The organism is Candidatus Accumulibacter necessarius, assembly GCF_036625085.1.
In genome coordinates this window covers 190164-207838 of the sequence record NZ_JAZKUM010000005.1, presented here as the reverse complement: position 1 = coordinate 207838, position 17675 = coordinate 190164, and the positions used below count along the sequence as shown (strand labels likewise).

19 protein-coding genes are annotated in these 17675 nt (G+C 63.1%); 2 read left to right on the top strand and 17 right to left on the bottom strand.

Features of this window, described 5'->3' with window-relative positions:
* Positions 1–9: 9 nt before the first annotated feature.
* The 16 genes from rsxB to V5B44_RS14770 form a co-directional block, all read right to left on the bottom strand.
* The gene (gene rsxB / locus V5B44_RS14845) at positions 10–552 is read right to left on the bottom strand and encodes an electron transport complex subunit RsxB (protein WP_332359786.1); all 543 of its coding nucleotides are present in this window, start codon (positions 550–552) and stop codon (positions 10–12) included.
* Positions 549–1133 carry an electron transport complex subunit RsxA gene (gene rsxA / locus V5B44_RS14840; protein ID WP_332359785.1) on the bottom strand — a complete coding sequence of 195 codons (585 nt, stop codon included), beginning with the start codon at positions 1131–1133 and terminating at the stop codon, positions 549–551. The genes rsxB and rsxA overlap by 4 nt, the downstream gene beginning before the upstream one ends.
* Before the next feature lie 97 nt (positions 1134–1230).
* Positions 1231–2268: a quinone-dependent dihydroorotate dehydrogenase gene (locus tag V5B44_RS14835; protein WP_332360052.1), complete on the bottom strand. Its 1038-nt coding sequence runs from the start codon at positions 2266–2268 to the stop codon at positions 1231–1233.
* 179 nt (positions 2269–2447) lie between these two features.
* Positions 2448–2873: a c-type cytochrome gene (locus tag V5B44_RS14830; protein ID WP_332359784.1), complete on the bottom strand. Its 426-nt coding sequence runs from the start codon at positions 2871–2873 to the stop codon at positions 2448–2450.
* 102 nt (positions 2874–2975) lie between these two features.
* Complete coding sequence (gene truB, locus V5B44_RS14825; RefSeq protein ID WP_332359783.1) at positions 2976–3881, bottom strand: tRNA pseudouridine(55) synthase TruB; 906 nt, start codon at positions 3879–3881, stop codon at positions 2976–2978.
* 1 nt (position 3882) lies between these two features.
* Positions 3883–4269: a 30S ribosome-binding factor RbfA gene (gene rbfA, locus V5B44_RS14820; RefSeq protein WP_332359782.1), complete on the bottom strand. Its 387-nt coding sequence runs from the start codon at positions 4267–4269 to the stop codon at positions 3883–3885.
* Positions 4270–7122: a translation initiation factor IF-2 gene (infB, locus tag V5B44_RS14815; RefSeq protein ID WP_332359781.1), complete on the bottom strand. Its 2853-nt coding sequence runs from the start codon at positions 7120–7122 to the stop codon at positions 4270–4272.
* Between the two features lie 20 nt (positions 7123–7142).
* Positions 7143–8615, bottom strand: coding sequence for a transcription termination factor NusA (gene nusA / locus V5B44_RS14810; protein ID WP_332359780.1), 1473 nt, complete (start codon positions 8613–8615; stop codon positions 7143–7145).
* 14 nt (positions 8616–8629) lie between these two features.
* Positions 8630–9097: a ribosome maturation factor RimP gene (gene rimP / locus V5B44_RS14805; protein ID WP_332359779.1), complete on the bottom strand. Its 468-nt coding sequence runs from the start codon at positions 9095–9097 to the stop codon at positions 8630–8632.
* Positions 9098–9225: 128 nt separating this feature from the next.
* A complete protein-coding gene (locus V5B44_RS14800; protein WP_332359778.1) occupies positions 9226–10194 on the bottom strand; it encodes a pseudouridine synthase in 969 nt (322 codons plus the stop codon).
* Complete coding sequence (scpB, locus tag V5B44_RS14795) at positions 10184–10771, bottom strand: SMC-Scp complex subunit ScpB (RefSeq protein ID WP_332359777.1); 588 nt, start codon at positions 10769–10771, stop codon at positions 10184–10186. The genes V5B44_RS14800 and scpB overlap by 11 nt, the downstream gene beginning before the upstream one ends.
* The gene (locus tag V5B44_RS14790) at positions 10749–11591 is read right to left on the bottom strand and encodes a segregation and condensation protein A (RefSeq protein ID WP_332359776.1); all 843 of its coding nucleotides are present in this window, start codon (positions 11589–11591) and stop codon (positions 10749–10751) included. The genes scpB and V5B44_RS14790 overlap by 23 nt, the downstream gene beginning before the upstream one ends.
* A 26-nt stretch (positions 11592–11617) precedes the next feature.
* Positions 11618–12820 (bottom strand): tryptophan--tRNA ligase, encoded by a 1203-nt coding sequence (locus tag V5B44_RS14785; RefSeq protein ID WP_332359775.1) that lies wholly within the window; start codon positions 12818–12820, stop codon positions 11618–11620.
* Between the two features lie 17 nt (positions 12821–12837).
* Entirely contained in the window at positions 12838–13491 is a 654-nt protein-coding gene (locus V5B44_RS14780) for a site-2 protease family protein (protein ID WP_332359774.1), read from the bottom strand.
* Positions 13492–13500: 9 nt separating this feature from the next.
* Positions 13501–14127, bottom strand: coding sequence for an L-threonylcarbamoyladenylate synthase (locus tag V5B44_RS14775; protein WP_332359773.1), 627 nt, complete (start codon positions 14125–14127; stop codon positions 13501–13503).
* A 16-nt stretch (positions 14128–14143) separates the two neighbouring features.
* Complete coding sequence (locus V5B44_RS14770) at positions 14144–15013, bottom strand: 3',5'-nucleoside bisphosphate phosphatase (protein ID WP_332360051.1); 870 nt, start codon at positions 15011–15013, stop codon at positions 14144–14146.
* A 228-nt stretch (positions 15014–15241) separates the two neighbouring features.
* Between V5B44_RS14770 and V5B44_RS14765 the strand changes: the two genes are divergently transcribed.
* Positions 15242–16141, top strand: coding sequence for a recombination-associated protein RdgC (locus tag V5B44_RS14765; RefSeq protein ID WP_332359772.1), 900 nt, complete (start codon positions 15242–15244; stop codon positions 16139–16141).
* 28 nt (positions 16142–16169) lie between these two features.
* Entirely contained in the window at positions 16170–16907 is a 738-nt protein-coding gene (locus V5B44_RS14760) for a DUF6639 family protein (RefSeq protein ID WP_332359771.1), read from the top strand.
* A 64-nt stretch (positions 16908–16971) separates the two neighbouring features.
* On the opposite strand, the gene V5B44_RS14755 is transcribed toward V5B44_RS14760, so the two are convergent.
* Positions 16972–17577, bottom strand: a complete 606-nt coding sequence (locus tag V5B44_RS14755) for a DUF4337 domain-containing protein (protein ID WP_332359770.1) — start codon at positions 17575–17577, stop codon at positions 16972–16974.
* Positions 17578–17675 lie beyond the last annotated feature (98 nt).

Genomic DNA, 17675 nt, shown 5'->3' with positions numbered 1-17675 from the left:
CCGTTCGCCTCAGGCCGCGCGCTTGATTTCGATCACCGGGTATTTCCATTTCCAGTTGTCGAGATTCTCGGCGATCGGCAGCATGTGAATGCATTCGACCGGACAGGGTTTGATACACAGTTCGCAGCCGGTGCACAGGGGTTCGATGATCGTGTGCATCTGTTTGGCCGCACCAACGATGGCATCGACCGGGCAGGCCTGAATGCACAGCGTGCAGCCGATGCAGGTCGCCTCGTCGATGATCGCCACCTGCTTCGGTTTCTCCTCCGCCTCCAGCGGCTTGACTTCGCGCCCGAGCAGATCGGCCAGCTTGCGCACCCCGTCCATGCCGCCCGGCGGGCACAGGTTGATGTCCGCTTCGCCCGCCGAAATCGCTGCGGCGTAGGGTTTGCAGCCAGGGTAACCGCACTGGCCGCATTGCGTCTGTGGCAGGATCGCTTCGATCTTCTCGACCAGCGGATCGCCCTCGACCTTGAACCTGATCGAGGCATAGCCGAGCGCCGCGCCCAGGACAACGGCGCCCAGCGCCATGATCGCCAGAGCGGAGATCATTGATACCTGTCCAGTCCGGCGAAGCCCATGAACGCCAGGCTCATCAGGCCGGCAGTGACCATCGCAATCGCCGTCCCCTGGAAGTGAACCGGCACGTCGGCGCCTTCGACGCGCTCGCGGATGCCGGCAAAGATCACCAGGACCAGCGAGAAGCCGATGGCACTGCCGGCCCCGAACAACAGCGACTCGACGAAATCATGCTTGTTGGCGATGTTCAGCAAGGGCACGCCGAGGACCGCACAGTTGGTGGTGATCAACGGCAGGTAGATGCCGAGCACCTGGTGCAGCAAGGGGCTGGTCTTCTGGATCACCATCTCGGTGAGCTGGACAATGGCGGCAATCGTGACAATGAACGACAGCGTGCGCAGGTACTCGAGCCCGAAGGGCAGCAAGAGGTAGTGGTCGATGATGTAGCTGGCACCGGTGGCGACGGTGAGGACGAAGGTGGTCGCTGCCCCCATGCCGAAGGCCGTTTCCAGCTTCTTGGAGACGCCCATGAAGGGACACAGGCCGAGGATCTTCACCAGCACGACGTTGTTCACGAAGACTGCGCCGACAATGATGAACAGATAATGGGTCATGGCTCGCAGGGACAGAGGGCAGGACGGATCAGGGCCGCGCGATTATCCTCCGACAAGTGAACGCATTCAACCACGTTATGACCAACGCTTTCCGGATTCAGGCACGGCGCTGGCGGGCGATCGCCGCCGCCGCTTCGGCGACCAGCGCCGGACCACGATAGATGAAACCGGTGTACAGCTGCACCAGGGAGGCGCCGGCAGCAATCTTCGCTGCCGCATCGGCACCACTCATGATGCCACCGACAGCAATGATCGGTAGCTCACCGGCCAGCGCAGCCGACAGTTTCCTGACGACGGCGGTCGACATCGCCAGGAGCGGCGCGCCGGAAAGGCCGCCGGCCTGCTCGGCGTTTGGCAGGCCATCCACTCCGGCGCGAGTGACGGTGGTGTTGGTGGCGATGACAGCATCCATACGGTGCTGCCGCAGCAGGTCGGCAATCGCCTGAATCTGCGCCTCGTCGAGGTCGGGAGCGATTTTCAGCGCCAGCGGTACGTACCTGCCGTGGCGATCGGCAAGCCGCGCCTGAGCGCGTTTGAGACCGCCAAGCAGCGCATCGAGTGCATCGTCCCGCTGCAGTTCGCGCAGATTCTTCGTGTTCGGACTGGAAATATTGACCGTGACGTAACTGGCCGCGTCATAGACGCGATCAAGGCAGGTCAAATAGTCATCGGCGGCCTTATCGATCGGCGTATCGAAGTTCTTGCCGATGTTGATACCCAGAATTCCACCGCCGCGCGGGAACTGGGCGGCAGCGACATTAGCCAGCAACTTGTCCACGCCATCGTTGTTGAAGCCCATACGATTGATGATCGCCTGCCGCTCCGGAATGCGGAACAGGCGCGGCCTGGGATTCCCCGGCTGCGGACGGGGGGTGACGGTGCCGATCTCGATGGAGCCGAAACCGAGCGCTGCCAGCGCATCGATGTGGTCGCCGTTCTTGTCCAACCCAGCCGCCAGGCCAACCGGGTTGGGGAAGCTGAGACCCATGACCTGCACCGGGTCCGGCGGCACCGGACTGGCCAGCAGACAGGTGGCGCCAGCAAGATTGAGCAGGCCGACCCCGGTCATGCCGATCCCATGCGCGGTTTCGGGATCGAGGGTGAAGAAAAGGCGGCGTAATAAAGGATAGAACATGGCAACGATTTTACCGCATCGCAGCATGCGGCGCTTGGCGGGGACCGATCGTCTGGTCTGCGCCTGCCCGGCGAAGGCTGGCGCGCTTGCGCCTCTGAACAGACGGCGCCATCGGCCGGTCGCCCAAAGACAAACACCCGCCTGCGGCGGGTGTCCCGGAAGAAACCGCGCGGCGCGGCTTACTTGACCTGCAAACGGTTCAGATAGTCAACCAGCGCCAGGGTGCGGGCCCAGACGAAGAGTGCGGCATTGTACGGGTAGTCGTCGAACTGCGGGACCGCCTGTGCATTATAGACGTCGCCCCAGATCGGCATCTCGCGCGTCCCGTGTCCCTTGACCAGCGTTCGGCCGTCGATGATCTCGAGCACGCGGTTCACGGGAAAGAGCCCGCCATTATTCTTGCTCAGGGTCGTCAGGTCCGGTGTCTTGACCTTCAGGAACTCGTTGAACGGACCGTCGCCCTTGCCCTTGACACCATGGCAGGCAACACAGTTCGCCTCATACTCCCGCTTGCCAATGTCAAGGCGCTCGGCCGAAACGGCGCTACCCGCAAACACACCGGCGGCGGCAGCGACTACACAGATCTCGATGAACTTCCTGCTCATGATCACTCTCCCTGGTCAACGACGTGGACTGCAAAAGCCTTTGAGTCGACTTAATTCTAGACCCCATACGCGACTGCGCAAGCTATTTCGTAGCCACTCGCTTCACCCGGATTCAGCCAGCGCGCCGATCACACGCCGAGGCTGCAGGTTGCCCTGGCCATCGACCTCGCCCAGGCCAAGCAGCCGGTTCTCGGCGTAGACGCGGCAGCGACCTGGCACCGCGTCACTGCTGACCGGGTTGCCGTGGACAAAGCGGCAGCCCGCAAGCTCCTCCAGATACACCGCCGGCAGACTCTGCAGCAGGGCATCGGGCGCCAGCAGCCAGGCTGTACGATCCTCTTCGGCAATTGCCGCCAGGTGATCGAGTGTCACCGCATCGGCAATCTGCAGCGGGCCGACGGCCACCCGGCGCAGGGCAGTCAGATGCGCTCCGCAAGCAAGTACAGCGCCCAGATCCTCGGCCAGGCTGCGAATATAGGTGCCTTTGCTGCAGGAGATCCGAAGCCGACAACGGTCTCCAGAAAAATCCAGCAGCCGCAGTTCGTGGATGATCACTTCGCGCGCCTCGCGCTCGACTTCGATCCCCTGCCGCGCCAGCTCGTAGAGCGGCTTCCCGTCTCGCTTGAGCGCCGAGTACATCGGCGGAACCTGTCGAATCGGGCCACGGAAACTTGGCAGAGCGGCCTCTAGTTCAGTCAGCCCGAAGTCGACCGGGCAACGCATCACGACCGTACCGTCGGCGTCTCCGGTGTCGGTCCTGACACCGAACAGCACCTCAGTCTCGTAGGTCTTGTCGGCCGCAAGCAGATCAGTCGAGAACTTGGTCGCTTCGCCGAAGCACAGCGGCAACAAGCCGCTGGCCAGTGGGTCGAGTGTTCCGGTATGCCCAGCCTTGGCTGCCGAAAAAAGACGCCGCGCAGCCTGCAGGGCCGAGTTGGAAGACAGGCCGGTCGGCTTGTCGAGGAGCAACACGCCATCGACCCGGCGCCAGCTTTTCCTGCTGGTCAACTCAGGCCTGATCTGAACGATCGGTCTGATCCGAGATCGCCGCCGCCTCGCTGATCAGCTTCGACAACTGGGCACCACGTTCCAGCGACTCGTCGAAAACGAAATGGAGTTGTGGCGTCATGTGAATGCTGATGCGCTTGCCAAGTTCGCTGCGCAGGAACCCGGCTGCGTTCTGCAGACCGGCCTGCACCAGGTCGAGACTGTCGCTGCCGGCCAGGCTGCTGAAGAACACTTTGGCATGGGCGTAGTCGGCACTCACCTGCACATCGGTCAGACTGATCATGCCGACGCGAGGATCCCTGAGCTCGGTCCGGATCACTTCGGCAAGCTCGCGGCGAATTTGCTCCGAGATCCGGTCCCGGCGCGAGAATCCCTTGCTGGCAGGCACTTACAGGGTCCTTGCAACTTCCGTGACATCGTACACTTCGAGCTGGTCGCCCTCCTCGTAGCCATTGTAGTTCTTCAGCGAAAGACCGCACTCGAAGCCGCTGCGGACCTCCCGGACGTCTTCCTTGAAGCGCTTCAACGACTCGATCTCGCCGTCCCAGACGACAATGTGGTTGCGCAACAGACGGGCGCGCGAACTCCGCTTGATGACGCCTTCGAGGACGTAGCAACCAGCGATGGTACCGATCCTGGTGGCGCGGAACACCTGCCTGATCTCGATCAGGCCGGTGATATCTTCCCGCTTCTCCGGTGAAAGCATGCCCGACAGGGCCGCTCTTACTTCGTCCACCGCGTCGTAGATGATGTTGTAGTAGCGAATATCGACGCCGGCGGCTTCTGCCGCCTTCCGCGCACCCGCATCAGCACGGGTGTTGAAGCCGATGATGACCGCCTTGGAGGCCTGCGCAAGGTGTACATCCGACTCGCTGATCGCGCCGACCGCAGCATGGATGACGTTGACCTTGACTTCCCCGGTCGAGAGCTTCTGCAGTGATTGCACCAGCGCTTCCTGTGATCCCTGCACATCGGCCTTGATGATCAGAGCCAGGACCTTGGCTTCCGCCTCGGTCATCTGATCGAGAATGCTCTCCAGATTGGCGGCCTGCTTGGTCGCCAGCTTGACGTCGCGGTACTTGCCCTGACGGAACAGCGCGATCTCTCGCGCCTTGCGCTCGTCGGCGAGCACCACCGCTTCCTGCCCTGCCGCCGGCACATCAGAGAGGCCGAGGATTTCGACCGGAATCGAAGGCCCAGCCTCCTTGATCACCTTGCCGTTCTCGTCCAGCATCGCCCGCACCCGGCCGAACACCTGACCGGCAAGCAAAACGTCGCCCTGGTGCAGCGTTCCCGACAGGACCAGCATCGTCGCCACGGGCCCTCGCCCGCGATCGAGGCGGGCGTCGATGATCAGACCCTTGGCCGGCGCCGCCCTGGGCGCCTTCAGTTCCAGCACCTCAGCCTGGAGCAGAACGTTTTCCAGCAGCTCGTCGATACCGACACCGGTCTTCGCCGAAACGGAGACAAAAGGCGCGTCACCACCGTACTCTTCCGGCACCACCTGTTCGGTGACCAGTTCCTGTTTCACCCGCTCGGGTTGGGCACCCGGCTTGTCGATCTTGTTCACCGCGACAATGATCGGGACCCCGGCTGCCTTGGCGTGGTGAATCGCCTCCCGGGTCTGCGGCATGACGCCGTCGTCGGCCGCCACGACCAGAATGACCAGGTCGGTGGCCTTGGCACCGCGTGCCCGCATGGCGGTAAACGCTTCGTGACCCGGTGTGTCGAGGAAGGTCACCATGCCGCGGTCGGTTTGCACGTGATAGGCGCCAATGTGCTGGGTGATACCTCCGGCCTCGCCACTGGCCACGCGGGTGCGGCGAATGTAGTCGAGCAGCGATGTCTTGCCGTGATCGACGTGTCCCATCACGGTCACCACCGGAGCGCGCGACTCGAGCGGCACGTCTTTCTGATCCACGGCGCCCTCATCAAGGAAGGCATCAGGATCGTCGAGCTTGGCAGCGAACGCCTTGTGGCCCATTTCCTCGACGATGATCATCGCCGTCTCCTGGTCCAGCGACTGGTTGATGGTCACCATCGAACCCATTTTCATCAGGGCCTTGATCACCTCGGTCGCCTTGACCGCCATCTTGTGCGCCAGGTCGGCGACAGAGATGGTCTCGGGGACATAAACCTGGTGACTCACCGGCTCAACCGGCAACTGGAAGGAGTGCTGCTCGTCCTCGTCGCCAGCCCCCCGGGCGGAGCGCTTGCCGTGCTTGTTGTCCCGCCAGCCCATGCTACCGGTGGCGCCGCGCGTCTTCAGGCCCGGACGCTTGTTGGCACCTTCGTTCTTCCACTGGCCTTTCTTGTCGGCCACTTTCTTTTCCGGCGCCTTCTTGTCGGCAGCCTTCTTGTCGGTCGTCGCCGGCTTGCCAGCGGGCTTGTGCAAGGTCTTGTCTTCGGCCGGACGATCGCTCGCGGTCTGTGCTGCCACCTGTTTCGCAACGCCGGCGGCCTTGGCCGCGACCGCCTTCTGTTCCGCATCCTGCTTCAGACGCGCGAGGTCAGCGCTGCGCTGTTGCTTGTTCTTGAACTCGGCTTCCTGCAGGGCCCGCAACTCGGCATTGCGCCGCTCTTCTTCCGCACGCAGCCGCTGCTGCTCCTCGCCGATGATCGAAGCCCGCGTCACCACCTTCTTGGCTCCCGCCTTGACATCCGGCGGCGCCGCTTCGACCTTCGCCTCGGCAACCGGTTGCGCCTTCGCTTCGACAACCGGTTCAGCCTCGACGGCAACGACCGCTGCCACTTCTTCTTCCGGGACCGTTTGCCCCTTGATGGCAACGGCTGCCGGGGCCTCGATTCGGGCCTCGATTCGGGCCTCGATTTCGACCGCGGGCGGCGGGCTGACTTCGATCAACGGTTCGGCGACAGCCACCACCCCTTCCGGCGCGACTGGAAATGCTGCCCCCGACGACAACGGTGCGCGCGGCTCGGCCGCATCCCGTTTGACCAGAACGCGTTTCTTGCGAACCTCGACCTGCACCGTATGCGATTTTCCGTGCGAGTCCTGCTGCCGGATCTCCGTCGTTTCCTTGCGGGTCAGAGTGATCTTGGTTTTCGCTTCCCCCTGACCATGCGACCGACGCAGATATTCGAGCAGCCGCGACTTGTCCTGCTCGGACAGCAGATCATCTGCCTGCTTTTTGGCCACACCGGCTTTTTGCAACTGCTCGAGCAGCGAACCCGCCTGCATCCGCAACTGGGTGGCAAATTGGGCAACACTTGTTTGCGCCATATAGAATTCCTCTTTCCCGCTTACTCGAACCAGTGCGCACGCGCCGTGGTGATCAGTTGTTTCGCCCTTTGCGCCTCAATGCCGGTCATCTCGGTCAGTTCGTCGACGGCCAGGTCGGCGAGATCGTCGCGCGTCTTGATGCCACTGGCAGCCAGCTTGCCTGCCAGTGACTTGTCCATTCCTGCCAGGTTCAGCATGTCCTCGGCCACGTCCTCAATATTCTCTTCCGTGACAATCGCCTCGGTCAGGAGAACATTGCGGGCGCGTTCACGCAGCTCCTGTACCGTTTCCTCGTCGAAGGCCTCGATCTCCAGCATCTCGTGCAGGGGCACATAAGCCACTTCCTCGAGCGTTGTGAAGCCCTCGTCGATCAGGATGTTCGCGACGTCTTCGTCGACATCGAGTTTCTCCATCAACAGGACGCGGATCGCGGCCGCCTCGGCCTCGACCAGGGTCTTGGACTCTTCCTCGGTCATCAGGTTGATCGTCCAGCCAGTCATTTCAGAAGCGAGGCGCACGTTCTGGCCCCCACGACCGATGGCGATCGCCAGGTTCTGCTCGTCAACCACCACATCCATGCTGTGCTTGTCTTCATCGACAATGATCGAGCTGACTTCGGCCGGAGCCAGCGCACCCACCACGAACTGCGCCGGATCGGCCGACCAGAGCACGATGTCAACGCGCTCGCCCGCCAACTCGTTGGTCACCGCAGTCACGCGCGAACCGCGCATCCCGACACAGGTGCCGATCGGGTCGATGCGCTGATCGTTGGACTTGACGGCGATCTTGGCGCGCATGCCGGGGTCCCGGGCGGCCGCCTTGATCTCCAGTAGCCCATCATCCACTTCGGGAACTTCCAGTGCGAACAACTGGATGATGAACTCCGGCGCGGTGCGTGACAGGATCAGTTGCGGACCACGGGCGGAACGGTCGATACGCAGCAGATAAGCCTTGATCCGATCGCCGATGCGCAGATTCTCGCGCGGAATCATCTGATCGCGTGGCAGGAGCGCCTCCATCTTGCCAGTTTCGACGATCGCGTTGCCGCGCTCCATACGCTTGATCGTACCGGTAACCAGGTGCTCCTTGCGGGCCAGGAAGTCACTCAGTATCTGTTCGCGCTCGGCATCACGGATCTTCTGCAAGATCACCTGCTTGGCAGCCTGTGCGCCAATGCGACCGAAGTCTATCGGCTCCAGCGACTCTTCCAGATAGTCACCAATCTCGACCTCGGGATCCTGGGTCTGGGCTTCCGACAGAGGCACCTGCTGTTCCTCGTCAAGAAAATCCTCGTCCGCAACCACTTCCCAACGGCGGAAGGTCTCGAAGTCCCCAGTTTCGCGATCCACCGCGACACGGACGTTGGCGTCTTCGTGGACGCGCTTCTTGGTCGCCGACGCCAGCGCCATTTCCAGCGCGCCGAAGACGATGTCCCTGGTCACGTTCTTTTCACGTGCCAGGACATCCACCAGCAGCAAGATTTCGCGGCTCATTTCCTCATTACCTCCTAAACCAGCCTGTCGCCCGATTTCTTCATGTCGAACTGCGGCACAACGCGTGCCTTGTCAATATTGACCAGATCGAACGCCATTTCGCCTGCATCCGTCTGCACGCGAACCTTGCCGTCCAGCACCCCCTGCAACCGCCCGCTGAAGTTGCGGCGACCGTTCAGGGGAAGGCGCAGCTTGAGGGTGATCTCCGAACCCGCGAAACGCCCGAAATCAGCCTCCTTCTTCAGCGGCCTGTCGATCCCTGGCGAAGAGACTTCAAGGCGGTCGTAGTCGATGTTTTCGACCGTCAGCACGCGCGACAACTGGTTGCTGACCAGTGCACAGTCGTCAATATCCACCCCGCGCATCTTATCCGGCTTGTCGATGAAGACTCGCAGGACGCGGCCGCGCGGACTGCGTTCAACATCCACCAGCTCGTAGCCGAGGCCAGTCACCGTTTTTTCCAGTATTTCGTGCACATCCATGGCTGCAAATAAAAAATGGGCAAAAAGCCCATCCCCGAAAAAAGCCCCCTGGGGGGCGAGCGGAAAACCGTTGGATTATAACGAAAATATCAGCCGACGTAAATTGCCCTGCGATCGCTCGGGATCACTCAGGGTGCTCGCGGTCGCCGCGGCGGGCGCCCGGAGTCGGCAATCGCCATGCCGAATTCGACCAGCAGCTTCTTCACTTCCGGCTCGGGCAGTTCGTGCACCTGGCCACGCTTCAGGCTTGGCGGCAGAAGGAAAGGACCGTAGCGAACACGCATCAGGCGGCTGACGACCACACCAACCGCTTCGAACATGCGGCGCACCTCGCGGTTGCGGCCCTCGAAGAGCGAGACGCGGTACCACCGGTTCGCGCCCTCGCCACCGGCTTCCTGAAAAAATCCGAACTTCGCCGGGCCGTCGTCAAGTTCGATGCCGTCAAGCAACTGCCGACGCGCCTCATCGGGCAATTCGCCCAGGATGCGCACCGCATACTCGCGGACCAACTCATAGCGCGGATGCATCAGTCGATTGGCGAGATCGCCCGACGTGGTCAACAGCAACAGGCCGCTGGTGTTGAAATCGAGGCGGCCGACGGCTACCCAGCGCCCGGCCGACATCCTGGGCAAGGAGGTAAAGACGTTCGGTCGATGCTCGGGGTCGTTGCGCGAAACAATCTCGCCTTCCGGCTTGTGATAGAGGATCACCCGCGGCAGGCGATCGGAGAACCGCAACTGCACGAGCTTGCCATTGACCTTGATCCGGTCGCCTGGACTGACCGTCTGCCCGACATGCGCCGGCGCGCCATTGACGACGATACGGCCGGCGGCAATCAGCTCTTCCATCTCCCGACGCGACCCGACGCCGCTGTTCGCCAGCAGCTTGTGCAGGCGCTCCGGCTTGCCCACAGGCTCCTGGTGACGGCTACGCCTTGACGACTCGGCCGAACCCGTCCGTGCGCCGGAACGAATGCCCGCCGTGGCGACGGAAGACTCCGGTGAAGCCGCCGCCGGACGCCGCCGCCCGCCCTCGGGCGAAGCCGGTCGTGGCGGACGGGAGGGATCGGCAGGCGGTCGACGTTTGTTAGTGGGCATCAGCGAGGTCCAGGGTGGGATTGATCTGTTCGAGTGCGGGCAACTCGGCAAGACTGCGCAAGCCGAGATCGTCGAGAAACTTCCTGGTTGTGGCCAGCAGGGCCGGTCGCCCGGGGGTATCGCGATGGCCGACGACGTCGACCCAGCCACGCTCCTCAAGCACCCGGATGACCTGCGTGGCCACGGTCACGCCACGAATGTCCTCGATGTCGCCGCGCGTGACCGGCTGACGATAAGCGATGATCGCCAGCGTCTCCAGCACCGCGCGCGAGTAACGCGGCGGCTTTTCCGGGTTCAGCCGCTCCAGGTAGGGCATGAATTCGGCTCGCGTCCGGAAACGCCAGCCGCTGGCCACCTGCAGCAGTTCCAGCGAGCGGCTGCTCCAGTCGGTGCGCAGTTGGTCGAGCAGCCCGCGCAGGACATCGGCGCCGACCTGATCAGCGAATAGCTTGCGCAGGTCGAGCAGCGACAGGGGCTCCCTGGTGCTCAGCAGCACTGCCTCCAGCACCCGCTTCAGCTCGGCCGGACTGGCCGGCAGCTCGGGCACCAGATCCTTATCGGGAGTCGTTTCGCTCATCTGCCAGCCGCAGGTAAATCGGGGCGAATGCTTCCACCTGCGTCATTTCCAGCAGGTGTTCGCGCGCCAGCTCGAGCAGCGCGAGGAAGTGGACGACCAGTACCGGTGCGCCCAGCCTCGGGTCGAAAAGATCGACGAACTCGACGAAGCCGCCGGCCGTACGCAGACGACGCAGGATCAAGCCCATGTGCTCGCGCACCGAGAGTTCCTCGCGCTGCAACTGGTGACGCGTATGTAGCCTGGCCTCGCGGAGAATACCCCGCCAGGCGTTCTGCAGGTCAAGCGGGTTCACTTCCGGCAAGCGCCGCAGCAAGGCTTTCTCGACCCAGACCTCAACCCAGTCGAAATCGCGCTCGGCCTGCGGCAGTTCATTGACGCGATGCGCGGCGAGCTTCATCTGCTCGTACTCGACCAGCCGTCGCACCAGTTCGGCCCGCGGATCCTCGGCGTCGTCGCCGGCCACGGCCTTCGGTCTCGGCAGCAGCATCCGTGACTTGATCTCGATCAGCATCGCCGCCATGACCAGATAGTCGGCCGCCAGTTCGAGGTTCTGCGAGCGCATCGCTTCGACATAAACCAGATACTGTTCGGTCAGCGGCGCCATCGGAATGTCGAGCACATTCACATTGGCCTTGCGGATCAGGTACAGGAGGAGATCCAGCGGCCCCTCGAAGGCGTCGAGCATGACCGCCATCGCATCCGGCGGGATGTAGAGGTCGTGCGGCATCTGCGCCAGCGGTTCGCCATAGATTCTGGCGAGTGGGCTGGCAACGGCCTCGGCCGTCGCCGCTGCCTGTTCGATGATGGCGCTGTCGCTCATCTGCCGTCGGCAAGCTGTACTCGTGTTCAGTGGTAGTCCAGCCCCATTGCCTGACGAACGTCGCGCATCGTCTCCCGGGCCAGGTGGCGCGCCTTGCTGTTGCCGTCGGCAATGATCTCGCGCACCAGTTTCGGGTCGTCGAGAAAGGGCTGAGCGCGCTCGCGCATCGGCGCCTGCTCGCGCAGGATGCCATCGATCACCGGCTGCTTGCACTCCAGGCAACCGATCCCGGCGCTGCGGCAACCCGCCTGCACCCAGGCCTGACAGCTCTCGTCCGAGTACACCTGATGCAGTTGCCAGACCGGGCACCTGGCCGGGTCGCCGGGATCCGTGCGGCGAATCCGCGCCGGGTCGGTCGGCATGCGCCTCAGCTTGTGCGTGACCGAGGCGGCGTCTTCGCGCAGGGTGATCGTGTTGCCGTAGGACTTCGACATCTTCTGGCCGTCGAGACCGGGCATGCGCGAGGCTTCGGTGAGCAGTGCAGCGGGCTCGACAAGAATCATCTTGCCGGTCCCTTCGAGGTAGCCGCAGAGGCGCTCGCGGTCGACGTGCGAGAGATCGTGCACCTCGTCGAGCAAGGCGTGCGCCCGCTCGATCGCTGCCTGTTCGCCCTGCTGCTGGTAAGCCCTGCGCAGTTCCTCGTAGCGTCGGGCCCGCTTCGACCCGAGCTTTCTGACCGCCTCGATGGCCCTGTCTGCGAAGCCCGCTTCGCGCCCATAAAGATGATTGAAGCGACGGGCAAGCTCGCGCGAAAACTCGATGTGCGGCACCTGATCCTCGCCGACCGGCACCTTGTCGGCGCGATAGATCAGGATGTCGGCCGATTGCAGCAGCGGATAGCCGAGAAAGCCGTAGGTCGACAAATCCTTGTTCTCCAGCTTTTCCTGCTGGTCCTTGTAGGTCGGGACGCGCTCCAGCCAGCCCAGCGGGGTCATCATCGACAGCAGCAGATGCAGCTCGGCGTGCTCGGGCACCTGCGACTGGATGAACAGAATCGCCCGTGCCGGATCGACGCCCGCGGCCAGCCAGTCGATGACCATCTCCCACGACGAATTGACGATGCCCTGCGGGTCATCGTACTGGGTCGTCAGCGCGTGCCAGTCGGCGACGAAAAAAAGGCACGGATACTCGTCCTGCAGCCTGACCCAGTTCTTCAACACGCCGTGGTAGTGGCCCAGATGCAGGCTGCCGGTCGGGCGCATGCCGGAGAGGACTCGTTCTGCGTACATGTTCTATCTTCGACGATTCAGGAAGGTAATTGAAAAAGAACCGCGACCAGCCCGCCGACCAGGCGCATTACGGGGGTCAGCAGCGTTCCGAGGACACCCGTGAACAACAGCAGCAGCAGGATCGGGAAACCGAAGCGCTCCAGTTGGGCAAAGCGCCAGGCGGCCTGCGACGGCAGCAGGCTGACGGCGATGCGCCCGCCATCGAGCGGTGGCAGCGGAAAGAGGTTGAGCACCATCAGCACGAGGTTGACCGACATGCCGATCTCCGCCATGCGCGCCATCGGCAGGCTGAAGAAGTTGAGCGGCAGCAGCCAGGCGAGTTTCATCAGCGCTGCCCAGAACATCAGCATCACGAAATTGGCCGCCGGGCCGGCCGCGGCCACCCACAGCATGTCGCGCTTGGGATGCCGCAGGCGACCGAAATTGACCGGCACCGGCTTCGCCCAGCCGAAGAGAATGCCGCCTGTGGACAGCAGCAGGATGATGGCCGGCACCAGAATCGTGCCGACCGGGTCAATATGCTTGAGCGGATTGGCCGTGATCCGCCCCTCCTGCCAGGCCGTCGGATCGCCGAAGTGCCTGGCAGCATAGCCATGCGCCGCCTCATGCAGGGTGATCGCAAGGATCACCGGCAGCGCCGCGATGGCGATGGTCTGAATCAATGCTTCCATATGCGATCCTCAATCCAGTCCGAACGGTGCCAGCGCACCCAGCCCGGCACGCACCAGCACCGGCAGCGCAGCCGTCAGATCGATGACCGTGGTCGGCTCGATCCCGCAATGGCCGCCATCGAGAATCAGTTCGAGCTGGCTATCGAGCCGATCGCGGATTTCCCAGCCTTCGGTCAGCGGATCCTCGTCACCGGAGACGATCAGCGTCGAGGTCAGCAGCGGCTCGCCGAGGGCCTCGAGCAGAGCCAGCGTGATCGTGTGCGCCGGCACACGCAGACCAATCGTCTTGCGCTTCGGATGCAGCACGCGGCGCGGCAGTTCCTTCGTCCCCTCGAGAATGAAGGTGTAGCTTCCCGGAGTCGTCGCCTTGAGCAGGCGATAGCGGGCGTTGTCGACGCGCGCGAACTGACCGATCTGCGACAGGTCGCGGCACATCAAGGTCAGGTGGTGCCGGTCATCGACGCCACGCAGAGCACGAATGCGCTCGACTGCCGCCTTGTCACCGAGCTGGCAGCCGAGGGCATAACTGGAGTCGGTGGGCAAGGCGATGACCCCGCCATGGCGGATGACGTCGGCCACCCTCTGCAGCAGCCTCTCCTGAGGATTGTCCGGATGAATCGTGATGTACTGTGCCATGGCGCGTTCCCGAAGCTCAGAAGAGCAGCCAGACGGGCTTCAGACCCTCCGGCAGCGGCGCGAGTTTGCCCAGATCGACATAACTCTCGCCCGGTCCGTGGAAATCCGATCCGCGCGACGCCAGAAAGCCGTACTCCCTGGCCAGCCGGCCATACAGATCGACGTGCTCCGGCGTGTGACTTCCCGACATGACCTCAATCGCCTGTCCGCCCAGATCCCTGAATTCAGACAGAAAGCGCCGCATGTCGCCGCGTGAGAGCTTGTAGCGCCCCGGATGAGCCACCGTCGCGACGCCCCCGGCGCCAATGATCCAGGCCAGCGAGTCGGCCAGGCTTGCCCAGCGATGATCGACGTAACCCGGCCGACCGGGAACCAGGTACGACTCGAAGACGCTGCGCATATCCTTGCACGCCCCGCTTTCCACCAGATAGCGGGCAAAATGCGCGCGGCTGATCAGGTTCGGGTTGGCGGCATAGCGCATAGCGCCCTCGAAAGCCCCCGCAATGCCGACCTTCGCCAGTTCGATCGACATGCGCTGCGCGCGCTCGATACGGCCGGAGCGAACCTTGGCCAGGCCACTGTTCAAGACCTGATCCGCGCTATTGAAGGCGAGTCCGAGGATGTGGATCTGCAGCTTCTCCCACTCGATCGAAATCTCGACCCCATTGACGAAGGCCATGCCAAGTTCGTCGGCGGCGATACGCGCCGACGGCAGGCCATCGAGGTCATCATGATCGGTCAGCGCCAGCATGTCGACGCCGTTTGCGGCCGCGCGGCGGGCAACGTCGGCCGCCGACAGGAGACCGTCCGAGCAGGTGGAATGGCAGTGGAGATCGCAGTTGAGCACGGCAACAGGCAGCTTAGGGCAGCGGAAAGAACTGTGCATCATAGCACAGGCACCGGCCCGCTCCCGCCCACGCGCGACGCTGCGGGAGTCGTACTGGTGCGGCTGCCGTCGCCGCCGGGCCGTGGCCGCACGTCAGACGCCGGAATTATGCCGTAGATGTGATCGTTCGCCGGAGGCCGCGGCCGTCGAAGTCAGGACCCGCTTCGGGATCAACGCGACCGCTGCCGCCTTTCCAGCCTATAATCCCCGACTTTTTCGGGTCCAGCCATGTGGTTCAAGAACCTTCAACTCTACCGTCTGCCAAAGAACTGGGCCGCCGAGGCGGCGCCGCTGGAAGAACAGCTCGCCAGACTGACCCTGCAAGGCTGCAGTGCCACCGATCCGCGCAGCATCGGCTGGGTGTCACCGCGTGATGGCGGCTCGCTGATTCACTCAGTCAACCAGCAGTGGCTGCTCGCGCTCGGCGTCGAGGAAAAGCTGCTGCCAACTTCGATCGTCAAGCGCTTTGCCAGTGACAGGGCAAAGGAGATCGAGGAAACCGAAGGCCGCCGCATCGGCCGCCGCGAAATGCGTGAACTCGTCGAGGCGATGACCGTCGAACTGCTGCCGCGCGCCTTCATCCGTCGCCGCAGCACTTATGGCTGGATCGACCGCAGCAACGGCTGGCTGGTCGTCGATGCCGCCTCACCGGCCAAGGCCGAGGAGTTTCTCGAACAGCTGCGGAAGTCGATCGACACCCTGCCGGCCAAGGTGCTCAAGGTCACCCTGTCGCCCTCGGCGGCGATGACCGCCTGGGTGGCCGACGGCGAGGCACCAGCCGGCTTCACCCTCGACCAGGACCTCGAACTGCGCTCGACTGAAAAGGCGACCGTGCGTTACGCGAACCATTCGCTCGAAGGTGAGGAGATCCGCCAGCACATCGCTGCCGGCAAGATCGTCACCCGCCTCGCAATGACCTGGAACGACCGGATTTCCTTCATCCTCAACGATCTGCTGCAGATCAAGCGCCTCGCCTTCCTCGACATCCTCAAGGAACAGGCCGAAGGCCAGGGCGAGAACGAAGATGAGCGCTTCGATATCGACTTCACCCTGATGAGCGGCGAAGTGGCGCAGTTACTCGACGACCTGCTGGCGGCGCTGGGTGGCGAGGCGACAGCAGCGATGTAATCCGGAATAGCGGACAGCGCGGCGCCTGATGACCCGACAGACTGCACGCCTGGCTTTCAATGACGCCTCGGGCGCCGCATCGCATCGGTGGCGCAGCCTGATCCCGGCTGCCAGCCTGCTGCTCTCGTTCTGCCACCTGTCCGCGGCCGGGCCACTCCCTTGCGCCGACGCACCGGTCACCGTCATCGCCGCGGCAGAGACCGATCGGAATCGGGCGTGTGCGGCCGCGGCTTCCGCCGCCGCTTTCCTCGCGACACTCGGCTTGCCTGCCCGCACCGATACCGGCATCACCATCGAGCTCCTGGAGGAACTGCCTGGCAACAATGGCGGTCATGCCATCGGGCGCTGTCACCCCCGACGCCAGCGTATCGAAATCCTCAGCTACGACGCGGCGCTACAAGCCTCGACAAAGTACCCGCCGGCCTTTGGTGTACCGATGAGTACTGTGCTGTGGGAAAGCTACGTCGCCCATGAAATGGCGCACACCGTCGCACAAGCCTACTTCGCAACGGGTGTGCCGACGTTCACCGCGAGCGAGTATCTGGCTGCAGTCACACAACTGACGACCCTGTCGCCAACCGTGCAAGGGAGGATTCTGGCGAACTACAGCGATACGATCGCTTTCGGACAGGATTCCGAAATAACGGAACTCTTCTACTGCACCGACCCCTCGCGATTCGCTGTCAAAGCCTATCTTCACTTCCTGAAACCGGAAAACGGCGCGGCGTTCGTTCGGCGGCTGTTGCAGCGGGGCTTGCCCAACTAGCACCCTTTCGGCAAACGATCGTGATCTGACCCTCTTGCGTTTGCGCCTGGGACAGCGACACGGCTCAGCTGAGCAGCGCGGCGATGAAACCGAGATGGAAGTCATGGCCGACAAAACCGGCTATTCCTGAGGCAAGCCCCACGCCGGCGAACAGCAGAGCGAACCACACCAGCCAGCTACGGCGTGTCAGGGCGGCGATACCCAGCACGGCAAGGGCGACCGTGATCCCGGCCTCGGCGATATCGAACTGGTCGTCGTGAAGATTCAGCCGATCGTATTCCTTTTCGTAGGCCTCGGCCTGCTGCCTGATCTCCTCCTTCTCGACTTCGTAGCGATTCACCTTGCCGCGGTAGAAATCGATTTTCTTGTCCAGCGCGGCGGCGGACTCCGGCGTCAGCGAGGTACCCCGCTCGCGCTCGAAGGTGAGTTGATCGAGCGTCGACTCGGCGAGTGACTGTTTGGTACTCTTGGCCTGGAAATAGGTCCAGGAATCGACAGTCCTTGCCTGCGCCTGCGCCATCGCCTGCACGATGTTCCCGTCCTTGACATTGAACAGCGCCATCATCGTCGCCAGGACGGCGACCAGCGCGGCAATCACGTGGTTAAGCCGGTCGGAAGCCCTTTCGGCCTTGTCGACCACGTCTTCAATTGCATCCTTGATGTCAGCCATTGCAACCTCCTCCTCTCAAAAAAAGCCAAGCTTGCATTACCTAGTAGTTCGTTCCGCCAAACCAATTACATGAAATCGCACCTTCTCGCGCCATGCGG